This is a genomic window from Rhodoluna sp., from assembly GCF_044232805.1.
In the GTDB taxonomy this organism is placed as follows: Bacteria; Actinomycetota; Actinomycetes; order Actinomycetales; family Microbacteriaceae; genus Rhodoluna.
This window is the reverse complement of sequence record NZ_JBIILG010000010.1, coordinates 1-12378: the sequence shown is the minus strand read 5'-3', so window position 1 is coordinate 12378 and position 12378 is coordinate 1. Positions and strand designations below refer to the sequence as shown.

Sequence of the window (12378 nt, the reverse complement as noted above, 5' to 3'; positions counted from 1 at the left end):
TCTAGTTGTCGGTTGCGATTACTAGGTCTGCCAACGAAGCAGATTTTTCCCGAGCATAGAAATCAAGTTCCTGCGCGGCCCACATATCAAACTTGTCGAGATTTCCTTCTCGCTCTAGCCAACGAGCCTGACGAACTGGTTCTTTAGCCTCCAGCCAAATCCTCAAAAAGGCAACGGAAGAGGCGCGATCACCAAGTGCCCCACACCCTTCAATAATCAATGGAGTTCCTCCGGAAAATTCCATCCACGCGCCGCGTTGGTTTTGCACCCAATCCCACTGTTGCCAAGATGCTGTTTGTTTTTTTGTAAGTGGTTCAAGAATGAATCGGTTTAGGTAATCCGCGCCAAGACTCAGCCCTTCCCAACCGGGGTAAAGATCGTCCATATGGATAACCCTCGGTAATGACTCGCCTTGCTTGAAGAGGCTCTCTTGCAAAGACTTTGCAAAGGTTGACTTGCCGGAGTTGGATCGGCCATCAATTAGAACAATCGGTGTGATGTTTCCAAGATCAATCTGCTCAAGAACCTTGTCGGTGATTTCTTGAATGATTGCAGTGTTGGAAGGCAAGAAAAACCTATTGCTTGCTAGTCAGCAAGACCGTATAGACGGTCTCCAGCATCGCCAAGACCAGGAACGATGTATCCGATTTCGTTTAGTTTTTCGTCTAGAGCACCCAGCACGATTGTGACCTTCTGGTCGCCAACCGCTTTCTCAACAGCCTTGAGACCTTCGGGTGATCCGATTAGGCAAATTGCAATTACCTCTGAAGCACCGCGGTCAAAAACGTACTTGATGGAGTCAATTAAGGTGCCACCGGTAGCAAGCATCGGATCGATTATGTATACCTGGCGACCGGTTAGATCGTCTGGGAGTCTTTCGGCGTAGGTGAAAGGCTCGAGAGTTTTCTCATTGCGCTTGATACCAAGGAATCCAACTTCGGCGGTTGGAAGTAACTTTAGGATTCCCTCTAGCATTCCAAGGCCTGCTCGAAGGATTGGAACAATCAAGGGCAGTGGGGTACTTAGGCGAACACCTGTTGTCTTCACAAGAGGGGTCTCAATAGAAATCTCCTCAACTTTTATGTCCTTGGTGGCCTCATAGGTAAGTAGTGTGACTAATTCCTCAACAAGCTGTCTAAAGGTAGTCGAAGGAGTGTTCTTGTCGCGAAGGACCGTGAGCTTGTGGGTCACCAGCGGGTGATTGGCTATGTGGGTGCGCATGTAAATAAATCTAGTGGGTGCAAGCCGGTGCCAAGATGAGCCAAAGTGTTGGAATACTTGGAGTAAGGGAGTAAATAAGGAATGACTAACACTTGGGATTCGGCCATGACAATGGCTTTGGCCGAAGCCAACCAATCTGGCCAAGATGTGCCGGTTGGTGCTGTGTTAGTTGACCCCGATGGAAACGTAGTTTCCTCTGCACACAACGAGCGCGAGGCAACTGGAGATCCAACCGCTCACGCTGAGCTCTTGGCTATTCAAAGAGCCGGTAAAGCATCTTCGAAGTGGCGCTTGGATGAACTCACCATGGTTGTCACTCTGGAACCATGTGTGATGTGTGCGGGAGCGATAGTTGCAGCTCGTATCCCAAGGGTAGTTTTTGGGGCTTTTGATGATCGGGTTGGGGGAGCTGGATCTAGGTATGACCTGGTGCGCGATTCTAGACTCGGCTCACCAGTTGAAGTAATCACCGGTGTAATGCAAGATCAGTGCTCCAAGGTACTAAAAGACTTTTTTGAGAAACGGCGCTAAACACTAAGCTTTGTTCTGGTGACGTGTCCGAGCGGCCGAAGGTGCAACTCTCGAAAAGTTGTGTGCGTGAAAGCGCACCGTGGGTTCAAATCCCACCGTCACCGCCACAGCAGATAACTAGAGAGGTTTCAGATGAATTACAGAAAACACATGACCGTATTTGGGGTCATTGCCCTACTAGGTTTCATCCTGTTCTGGTTTATGCCTCAGCTTGGAGCGGCTATTTTCTTGCCGGCTCTTGGTGCTTACTTTGGCGCTCGCAAGGCTGAATCGGATGGCCCGACCCAACCTAGCTATGTTCTCTGGGGTATCTTCTTTGTGTTTGTGGCAATTGCGGTGGCAATCAGATTCTTGGTCCCTGAGGAAAACTTCGGTGGTTTTGAGTCGGGTCCAGAGAACCTGATTTTGCTCTGGGTATACCTTGGGTCTCTCGCGCTTGCTTTCCCACTGTTTGGCTACTTGGCCTACTTGCAGCGCGTTGGAAGAGCTAACTCCTGACTTGGTTTCAATGAGTTTTCAATAACTTTCGATAGCCAGTAGGACCAATTTTGAAGAATTATTCGGACATGACACGAATTTGGGTCTAAAAACAAGTGGCTACCCTCCTGTTTTCAGAGGGCGCATTTGGGGGTGTAGTTAGCATGGAAAAGTCGAGGAGGTTTTAGTGCACTGGAAGGCCTGCGCCATTGATGGCCCTGGAGGTGGGGGTAAGTCCACTCTTGCTGCCCAGCTTGCAACTGACCTTGGCGCAACCGTAATCTCCATGGATTCTTTTCTCCTTCCTGAAAGCAAGTACCGCCTTAGCGTCATCGCCAAAAACTATGATCTAGATCGCTTCTTTGAAGAGGTAACAGAGCCACTTCTTGACCATAGGGACATCAACTACCGAGTTATGGACCAAGCAACCCGCACACTATCGACCCAGAAGTTCAACGTCCCAGCTGGACAAAAGGTAATCATCGAAGGCGTTTACTCACTGGAGCTAAGTTTCCGTGACTCCTACGACTTCACGATTTTTGTTGATGCCCCCAAGGACGCTCTCATGGCAAGGGCCTTTAGTTTGGAGATCGAGGGCAAATCCTGGCTGGATAAGTGGCTCGAAGGGGAAGAAACCTACTTTGTTGCCCAGCACCCCAAGCTTGCGGCCACTTTGGTTCTTGACGGCACGAAGCCCTTTCCCGCAACTGCCGAAATCATGAACTATCTGAGCGAGAAGCGGGCCGAGGGCTAAACCCTGCGGATACACCCAAAAACGCTATTCATGGGTATTTAAACTGGGTGTTTACAAGTTTGCCAAATCGTTATAGACTCTCAACTTGACCCAAAAAAACCAGTGCGCATATTTTGGCGTGCCCTGTTCGCATATTGTGGCGACAATCGGTTTCGGGACAGCCCCAAATCTGACCGCTTTCTAACTTATGTGCCCTTGGAGGGACCGCCTTGGCTGCTTCGAAAAATGCAAAAAACACCCGTCTAGCATCACGACCATCGTTCGCGAAGGTGCAAGAACAGATTGATCTTCCAGATCTTCTCTCCTTGCAAACCGAAAGCTTCGAGTGGCTTATTGGCGGACCATCATGGAGAGCCAAAGAAGGCAACAAGGCCAAGACTGGTCTTGACGAAGTATTCGAAGAGATCTCTCCGATCGAAGACTCAGCAAACTCATCACAAGACCCGAAGATGGGTCTAGTTTTTGGTGACCCAGTTTTGTACGACCCTGCTTACACTCCAGACGAGTGCAAGACCAAGGGTAAGAGCTACACCCAACCTCTTTATATCAAAGCTGAATTCACCAACTACCTAACCGGTGAAATTAAGTCACAGACTGTTTTCATGGGAGATTTCCCAGTTATGACCGAAAAGGGAACTTTCGTTATAAACGGAACTGAGCGTGTTGTTGTTTCTCAGCTTGTTCGTTCTCCTGGTGTTTACTTCTCGGTTTCAACTAACACCACTGGAAACCTAGACGTTCGAAACAACAAAGCGCAGATCATTCCTTCCCGTGGTTCTTACCTAGAGTTTCTAACCGAGTGGGTTAGAGATGACCGTAAGCCAATCGCTCGTTTTGGTCAGCCTATTGTTCAGGTCCAGGTAGACCGCAAAACTAAAGTTTCTGCAACTATCTTCTTGAAAGCACTTGGATTTAGTAAAGAAGAAATCATTGCAGAGTTTTCTGACATCGAAAAGGCAGTTGGAAGCGCTGCTCCAACTTGGAAATACGATGTTGACCTAATTGCAAACACCTTGGCTTATGACGAATCAAAGGTCTTTGTTAACCCAATCTTGACCAAGGAAGACGCTCTTCGTGAGCTTTACCGAAAAGTCCGCAGCGAAGCTGCCGGTTCTGAAGTTGCTGCTGCCTGGCTTAACTCAACTTACTTTGAGTCCAAGAGATACAACCTTGCCAAGGTTGGCCGTCACAAGCTAAACCGCAAGCTAGGTATCGACGAGCCTCTAGAGGTAAACACCTTGACCAGAAGCGACGTAATTGGTGCTTTGAAGTACCTGTTGCTATTCGACCAGTCAATCGCGAACCAGGCTTCTGCTTCGAACGCCCGTATCGAGTTCCCAGTAAAGATGAATGGCAAGGCTGTAAAGATTGCCGTTTCTGCTGACGACATCGACGATTTCTCAAACCGAAGAATTCGTTCCGTTGGAGAGCTAATCCAGAACCAGGTTCGTATCGGTCTATCTCGTATGGAGCGTGTTGTTCGCGAGCGTATGTCCACCCAGGACATCGAGGCGATTACTCCTCAGACACTTATTAACTTGCGTCCAGTAGTTAGCGCAATCAAGGAATTCTTTGGCGCTAGCCAGCTATCGCAGTTTATGGATCAGAACAACCCACTTGCAGGTCTTGCGCACAAGCGTCGCTTGTCCGCACTTGGTCCAGGCGGTATTGCTCGTGAGCGCGCTCAGATGGAAGTTCGAGATGTTCACCCTTCCCATTACGGAAGAATGTGTCCGGTTGAAACCCCAGAAGGACCGAACATTGGTCTGATCGGATCTTTGACCGCCTACGCAAGAATCAACGCGTTTGGTTTCATCGAGACTCCTTACCTGAAGGTAACCAACGGCAAGGTTTCTGGAAAGATCGAGTACCTAGATGCAGCAGCCGAAGACGGCAAGGCAATTGCTGGTGCTGACACTCCTTTGAACGCAGACAAGACATTTGCTAACAAGAAGGTATTCGCAAGATTCCGCGGAGACGTTGTTGAGTTTGACAAGGAAGATGTTGACTTCGTTGACGTATCTCCTCGTCAGCTAGCTTCCGTTTCAACTTCGTTGATTCCATTCCTTGAGCACGATGACTCGTCACGTGCTCTTATGGGTGCAAACATGCAGCGTCAGGCTGTTCCACTAGTTCGCTCCGAGGCTCCATTTGTTGGAACCGGTATGGAAAGAACCGCCGCTTTTGACTCCGGAGCCTTGGTTATTGCTGAGACCGCCGGTGTTGTTGAAGAAGTTGCAGCCAACGTAATTGTGATCAAGCAGGAAAACGGCCGGAAGAAGGAATACCTTCTTCGCAAGTTTGACCGCTCAAACCAGGGAACTGCCATCAACCAGCAGCCACTTGTTTCGGTTGGTCAGAAGATCGAAGCCGGAGAAGTACTGGCCGATGGTCCATCTACCGATAACGGTGAGCTAGCTCTTGGAAAGAACCTACTTGTAGCGTTCATGCCTTGGGAAGGTCACAACTTCGAGGACGCCATTATCTTGAGCCAGAACCTGGTCAAGGAAGACACTTTGTCTTCGATTCACATCGAAGAGTACGAAGTTGACGCCCGTGACACCAAGTTGGGTAAGGAAGAAATCACCGCAGATCTTCCAAACGTTTCTATGGAAGCCCTTGCACAGCTTGATGAGAATGGAATCATTCGCATCGGTGCTGAGGTAAGACCGGGAGATATCTTGGTTGGAAAGGTAACACCTAAGGGTGAAACCGAGCTTTCAGCTGAAGAGCGTTTGCTACGTGCGATCTTTAACGAGAAGTCCCGCGAAGTTCGTGACACTTCTTTGAAGGTTCCTCACGGTGAAGGCGGAACCGTTATCGCAGTAAAGGTGTTTGACATCGAAGCTGGAGACGACGAGCTCGGTGCTGGCATCAACCAGAGAGTTGTTGTTAACATCGCGCAGCGCAGAAAGATCACCGAGGGTGACAAGCTTGCTGGTCGCCACGGAAACAAGGGTGTTATTTCTAAGATCCTTCCTGTTGAAGACATGCCGTTCATGGATGATGGAACACCAGTTGACATCATCTTGAACCCACTGGGTATCCCAGGTCGAATGAACTTCGGTCAGGTTCTAGAAACTCACCTTGGTTGGATTGCCAAGCAGGGTTGGAAAGTTGAAGGAGTTGCCAAGTGGGCAGACGCCATCGTTGCAGAAATGCGCGAGGGTAAGCCTGGTACCAAGGTTGCAACACCAATCTTTGACGGTGCTTCTAAAGACGAGATCATCGGATTGCTTGGCTCGACTCTTCCTAACAGGGATGGTCAGAGACTGGTAAACGAAACCGGAAAGACTCGTTTGTTTGACGGCCGTTCAGGTGAGCCATTCCCAGAGCCAATTTCTGTTGGATACATGTACGTGTTGAAACTTCACCACTTGGTTGATGACAAGATTCACGCTCGTTCTACGGGTCCTTACTCCATGATTACTCAGCAGCCACTTGGTGGTAAGGCTCAGTTCGGTGGACAGCGATTTGGTGAGATGGAAGTTTGGGCGCTGCAGGCATATGGTGCAGCTCACACTCTTCAAGAGCTACTCACAATCAAGTCAGATGACATCACCGGACGTGTTCGCACCTACGAGGCGATCGTGAAGGGTGACAACATCCAAGCTCCTGGTATTCCAGAGTCCTTCCGCGTTTTGGCAAAAGAGATGCAGTCTCTTGCTCTAAACGTTGAGGTTCTAAACGCCGAAGGTCAGGCAGTTCAGATGAAGGACGATGACTTCGAGTTTGATCGCGCAGCTGAAGAGCTGGGCATCAACCTATCTCGCAACGAGAACCTAACCGCAGACAACGAATACACCGGATTTTAGAGAGAGATTAGGAAAAAATCATGGAAGTTGAATCATTCGACGCCCTCAGAGTGGGACTAGCAAACGCTGATGACATCAGATCTTGGTCTCATGGAGAGGTTAAGAAGCCTGAGACCATCAACTACCGAACTCTCAAGCCTGAGAAGGACGGTCTGTTCTGCGAGAAGATCTTTGGTCCTACCAAGGACTGGGAGTGCACCTGCGGTAAGTACAAGCGCGTTCGCTTTAAGGGAATCGTTTGTGAGCGCTGTGGTGTTGAGGTAACCAAGTCTTCAGTTCGTCGTGAGCGCATGGGTCACATCGAACTTGCTGCCCCGGTTACTCACATCTGGTACTTCAAGGGTGTTCCTTCAAGACTGGGTTACCTACTGAACATGGCACCGAAGGATCTAGAGAAGATCATTTACTTCGCTGCCTACAGAATCATGTCCATTCACCACGAGGACAAAACCCTTGACGCTGGTCTTACAAAAGAAGACTACGTTGCAAGAATGCGCACCATCTCTGACGAGAGATTGCAGGAAATGCTGTCTGTTGCCCAGGGGGAGTACGACGCTCTTACTGGCATGGGTCTTTCTCTGCAGCACGCAATCAAGTTGTGGGAAACCCCAACCTGGGTTGACGCACAGTTCGCAAAGAGCCTTGAGCAGCTAATTAATCAGGAAGAAAAGAACCCTGAAGGTTTCTGGAACAAGAAAGCTCTTGCTGAAGCAGAAGCAGCAGACGACGAAGAGGTTTCACCGGTTGTTCGTCCAGCAGCTGAAGAAAAGCAGATCAAGCAGCTTATTTCTGAGTTCAAGAAGAAGACCGACAAGATCGTTCGTGAGTTTGCTCGTGTTGAGCGTCCTGCAAACCTTCAAAAAGAGCAGCTTGCTTGGAGGATGTATCTGACCGTAAAGGCTGGAGACCTAATCCAGAACGACGTGATCTTTGATCACTTCGACTACTCATATGGAGAGTTCTTCGACACTTCTATTGGTGCCGAGGCTGTGCAGCGCGTGCTTTCCGAGTTCGACCTAGCAGGTTGTGCTTTGGAGCTTCGTGAGCAGATTGCAACCACCAAGGGTTCAAAGCAGACACAGGCTATTAAGCGCCTAAAGGTTGTAAACAGCTTCATGCAGTCAAACACTCCTCCAACCTCAATGGTTTTGGATGTTCTGCCTGTGCTACCTCCAGAAATTCGTCCGATGGTTCAGCTAGATGGTGGACGCTTTGCGACCTCTGACCTGAATGATCTATACCGCAGGGTGATCAACCGTAACAACCGTCTAAAGAGATTCGTCGACCTAGGCGCTGTTCCAAAGACCATCTTGAACAACGAAAAGCGCATGCTTCAAGAAGCCGTTGACGCGCTATTCGACAACGGTCGTCGTGGACGCGCAGTTACCGGAACTGGAAACCGTGCGCTGAAGTCTCTTTCAGATCTTCTAAAGGGTAAGCAGGGTCGTTTCCGTCAGAACCTTCTGGGTAAGCGTGTTGACTACTCAGGTCGTTCCGTAATTGTTGTCGGTCCTCAGCTGAAGTTGCACCAGACAGGACTTCCAAAGCTCATGGCTCTAGAGCTATTCAAGCCATATGTAATGAAGAGACTGGTTGATTTGGGTCTTGCCCAGAACATCAAGTCTGCAAAGCGCATGGTTGAAAGATCTCGCCCACAGGTTTGGGGTGTTCTAGAAGAGGTAATCAAGGAGCGTCCGGTTCTACTAAACCGTGCACCGACCCTTCACCGTCTAGGTATCCAGGCCTTCGAGCCACTGCTAGTAGAAGGTAAGGCCATCCAGCTTCACCCGCTAGTTTGTGCAGCTTTCAACGCTGACTTCGATGGTGACCAGATGGCTGTCCATCTTCCACTTTCCGTTGAGGCACAGGCTGAAGCTCGTGTTTTGATGCTTGCATCAAACAACATCTTGAAGCCTTCTGATGGTCGTCCGGTGGCAACACCAACCCAGGACATGATCATTGGTCTATTCCACATGACCACTTTGAAAGAAGCAGTCAAGGGAGAAGGTTCGGCTTACGGATCAATCTCTGAAGCTCAGCTTGCATTCGACGCTGGATTCTTGGACCTAAACGCCAAGATCAAGATTCGTTTGCCTCTAAAGGGTGAGCCAGTAATTCGCGAAACCACCTTGGGTCGTGCGCTGTTCAACGAAACTCTTCCAGTTGAGTTCCCTTACCAGGAGCTACGCGTTGGCAAGAAGGAAATCGGTCGCATTGTGACTGACCTTGTTGACACCGTTAGCCGTGTTGAGGTTGCCCAGTCACTAGACCGCATCAAGGATGTTGGTTTCTACTGGGCTACTCGTTCTGGTGTTTCGATGTCCATCTCAGATGCAAACTTCGACACCTCCGGAAACTTTGACAAGGCCCGCGCGAAGATCCTGCTTGATGGTGAGAAAGAACACACCAAGATTCAAGAGGCATTCGACAACGGTCTAAAGAGTGACTTGGAGCGTCGTGACGAGCTAGGTGCTTTGTGGTTCAAGAGAACTAACGAAATCGGTACCTTGCTAGAAGAGTCACTTCCAAAGGACAACGCCATTTACAAGATGGTTACCTCTGGTGCTCGTGGAAACCTTCTACAGATTCGTTCGATCATGGGAATGCGTGGACCGGTTGCAACTTCATCTGGTGACTTCGCACCTATGCCGGTCAAGGGAAACTACCTGCTTGGACTAACTGCGAATGAGTACTTCATTAACGCAACTGGTGCACGTAAGGGTAACGCTGACACCGCCATGAAAACTGCTGCTGCGGGTTACCTAACCCGTCGTCTAGTGGACGTGGCTCAGGACGTTATCGTTCGCGAACCAGATTGTGGCACAACCAAGGGTCTAGACAAGGACCTACTCGATGATGACCAAGTAGAACTATCGATCTTGGCTCGTTGTGCAGCTGTTGACATCAAGGCTGACGGCAAGACAATTGCCAAGGCTGGCACTGCAATTGACTCCAAGCTAGTAGCGATTATGAAAGAGGCAGGTCTAGAATCCGTTGCCGTTCGTTCGGTTCTAACTTGTGAATCAGTCCACGGTGTTTGTGCCAAGTGTTACGGAAACTCTTTGGCTACCGGAGACCCAGTTGAGCTTGGAGAGGCAATTGGAATTATTGCCGCTCAGTCAATTGGTGAGCCTGGTACTCAGCTAACAATGCGTACCTTCCACACCGGTGGTGCTGCATCGAGCGCGAAGAAGCAGACTATTTTGAAGTCCATTGGTGGTCGTAAGGTTCGCGTTGAGCGATTGATTTCCTACGACATCACCCAGGGTCTAAATGGTGTGACTGACTTGCTAGAAGCTCGTGTTGGATGGCGTCAGGCTGGAAAGGTTGCCGTAATGGCATTCTGGCCAGGAACTGTTGACATCGTTGAGGTTGCTAGCGCAACTGGAGCGAAGAAGTATGACGTTTACGTTCGTCCAACAGGTGAAGCTGCTGAGAAGGAAGCCGAAGCTCTTGCGCTTCAGTACTCCTTCTCCAGAACCACGTCGAAGACCTTCAAGAAGCTATCTCCATACACACCTATTACTTCGGTGAGCTCACCTGATGATCTACTGATCGAAAAGGGCGATGCCGTAAAGGCTGGAGACTACCTAGTTGATGGAACTCCAATTCCTCACGAGGTATTGATGGTTAAGGGAAGCCGCGAAGCTGCTGCCGAAATCATCCGTGGTGTTCAGGCGATCTATGGTTCACAGGGTGTGCCACTGCACGACAAGCACCTTGAGGTTATCGTTCGCCAGATGCTTGGCAAGGTTACCGTTATCGACTCTGGAGACACCGAAATGCTTCCAGGTGAGATCATCGACCGTAACCGCTTCACCCGCATTAACCGCCAGGCGGTTTCTGAGGGTAAGAAGCCTGCATCTGCTCGTCAGGAAGTAATGGGTATGACCCGTGCATCCTTGGCTGCTCAGTCATGGCTATCGGCCGCCTCCTTCCAGGAGACCACCAGGGTGCTAACCCAGGCGGCGCTGGATCGAAGAAGCGATCCGCTACTAGGACTAAAGGAAAACGTCATCATTGGAAAGCTAATTCCCGCTGGAACCGGACTACCTGGCTACCGCAACATCTCGGTAGACGGAACCGAAAAGGCCAAGGAAGATCGCTACCCGAACCGCATCTGGGGTCAAGAAGCCCTAGTCGAAGAGGTATCGCCAGCGGCAGCGCTGAGCTTCTCGATGGACGAAGAATCAGTTGAGGCAAGCTCCGAGCCGGTCGAATAACCATTTGACCGCTTGGAGCCTAATCAGCTAGGCTGGGCAAAGCGTCCTACGGGACGCATTGTCTTGCCAAAACAGCCAATAATTTGGCTGGCAGCAAACTAAAGAAACTTTTTTCTCGGTATTTGACCGCGGAAAAACCTTAAAGGAGAAATGTAGTGCCAACAATTCAGCAGTTGGTCCGTAAGGGACGTACGTCGAAGGCCTCAAAGACCAAGACGCCAGCTCTTAAGGCCAGCCCACAGCGACGCGGTGTGTGTACTCGTGTTTACACAACCACACCTAAAAAGCCAAACTCGGCACTACGTAAGGTAGCTCGTGTGAAGCTCTCCAACGGAATTGAAGTAACTGCCTACATCCCGGGTGAAGGTCACAACCTGCAGGAGCACTCCATGGTGCTAGTTCGCGGTGGTCGTGTTAAGGATCTTCCTGGTGTTCGCTACAAGATTGTTCGCGGAGCACTAGACACTCAGTCCGTTAAGGGCCGCCAGCAAGCAAGAAGCCACTACGGCGCTAAGCGAGGCAAGTAATGCCTCGTAAAGGTCCAGTTACCAAGAAGCCAGTAGTTGCAGATCCTGTTTATGGTTCTCCAGTTGTTTCTCAGCTTGTAAACAAGATTTTGCTTGATGGCAAAAAGTCCATCGCGGAGTCAATTGTATACGGTGCTTTGGATGGAGCCAAGACCAAGAGTGGCACCGAAGCTGTTTCACTTTTGAAAAAAGCTCTAGATAACGTGCGTCCAACCGTTGAGGTTCGCTCACGTCGTGTTGGTGGATCTACCTACCAGGTTCCAATCGAAGTAAAGGCACACCGTGCCAACACTTTGGCTATGCGCTGGTTGGTAACTTACGCCAAGGCAAGACGCGAGAAGACCATGACCGAGCGTCTAATGAACGAGATCTTGGATGCATCTAATGGTTTGGGAGCTGCTGTGAAGCGTCGCGAAGACACTCACAAGATGGCAGAGTCCAACAAGGCGTTCGCGCACTACCGCTGGTAGAAACTACAGCAAACTGGCGCAGAAATAATTCTGCGCTGCACTAACTAATTCGGAGGATAACCGTGGCACAAGACGTGCTTACCGACCTGAGCAAGGTTCGAAACATCGGCATCATGGCTCACATTGACGCGGGTAAAACCACGACTACTGAGCGCATCTTGTACTACACCGGTATCACTCACAAAATTGGTGAGGTGCACGATGGTGCAGCGACCATGGACTGGATGGAGCAGGAGCAAGAGCGAGGCATCACCATTACCTCTGCTGCAACAACCTGTTTCTGGAACGACAACCAGATCAACATCATTGACACCCCGGGCCACGTTGACTTCACCGTTGAGGTGGAGCGTTCACTTCGAG

Annotated in this window: 10 protein-coding genes and 1 tRNA gene; 9 read left to right on the top strand and 2 right to left on the bottom strand. The window is 49.9% G+C overall.

All coding sequences use genetic code 11. The features are described from left to right. Position 1: 1 nt before the first annotated feature. Positions 2–568, bottom strand: a complete 567-nt coding sequence (locus AC9UES_RS02790; RefSeq protein ID WP_509526621.1) for a nucleoside/nucleotide kinase family protein — start codon at positions 566–568, stop codon at positions 2–4. A gap of 17 nt (positions 569–585) precedes the next feature. Continuing rightward, a complete protein-coding gene (upp, locus tag AC9UES_RS02785; RefSeq protein ID WP_509526619.1) occupies positions 586–1221 on the bottom strand; it encodes a uracil phosphoribosyltransferase in 636 nt (211 codons plus the stop codon). Positions 1222–1302: 81 nt separating this feature from the next. On the opposite strand from upp, the gene AC9UES_RS02780 reads away from it, so the two are divergent. The 9 genes from AC9UES_RS02780 to AC9UES_RS02740 form a co-directional block, all read left to right on the top strand. After that, on the top strand, positions 1303–1752 hold the full coding sequence (locus tag AC9UES_RS02780; protein ID WP_509526617.1) for a nucleoside deaminase: 450 nt from the start codon (positions 1303–1305) through the stop codon (positions 1750–1752). Between the two features lie 17 nt (positions 1753–1769). Further along, a tRNA-Ser gene (locus AC9UES_RS02775) sits at positions 1770–1859 on the top strand. Positions 1860–1884: 25 nt separating this feature from the next. Next, positions 1885–2250, top strand: a complete 366-nt coding sequence (locus AC9UES_RS02770; protein ID WP_509526615.1) for a hypothetical protein — start codon at positions 1885–1887, stop codon at positions 2248–2250. A 166-nt stretch (positions 2251–2416) separates the two neighbouring features. Next, positions 2417–2983 carry a uridine kinase family protein gene (locus tag AC9UES_RS02765; protein ID WP_509526613.1) on the top strand — a complete coding sequence of 189 codons (567 nt, stop codon included), beginning with the start codon at positions 2417–2419 and terminating at the stop codon, positions 2981–2983. Between the two features lie 209 nt (positions 2984–3192). Further along, entirely contained in the window at positions 3193–6798 is a 3606-nt protein-coding gene (gene rpoB / locus AC9UES_RS02760) for a DNA-directed RNA polymerase subunit beta (RefSeq protein ID WP_509526611.1), read from the top strand. A gap of 20 nt (positions 6799–6818) precedes the next feature. Further along, positions 6819–11021 (top strand): DNA-directed RNA polymerase subunit beta', encoded by a 4203-nt coding sequence (rpoC, locus tag AC9UES_RS02755; protein ID WP_509526609.1) that lies wholly within the window; start codon positions 6819–6821, stop codon positions 11019–11021. Between the two features lie 155 nt (positions 11022–11176). After that, a complete protein-coding gene (gene rpsL / locus AC9UES_RS02750) occupies positions 11177–11548 on the top strand; it encodes a 30S ribosomal protein S12 (RefSeq protein WP_509523122.1) in 372 nt (123 codons plus the stop codon). Then, the gene (gene rpsG, locus AC9UES_RS02745) at positions 11548–12018 is read left to right on the top strand and encodes a 30S ribosomal protein S7 (protein WP_509526607.1); all 471 of its coding nucleotides are present in this window, start codon (positions 11548–11550) and stop codon (positions 12016–12018) included. Before rpsL ends, rpsG begins: the two co-directional genes overlap by 1 nt. A gap of 62 nt (positions 12019–12080) precedes the next feature. Beyond that, the coding region (locus AC9UES_RS02740) for a GTP-binding protein (RefSeq protein ID WP_509526605.1) at positions 12081–12378 on the top strand (298 nt) is incomplete at its 3' end.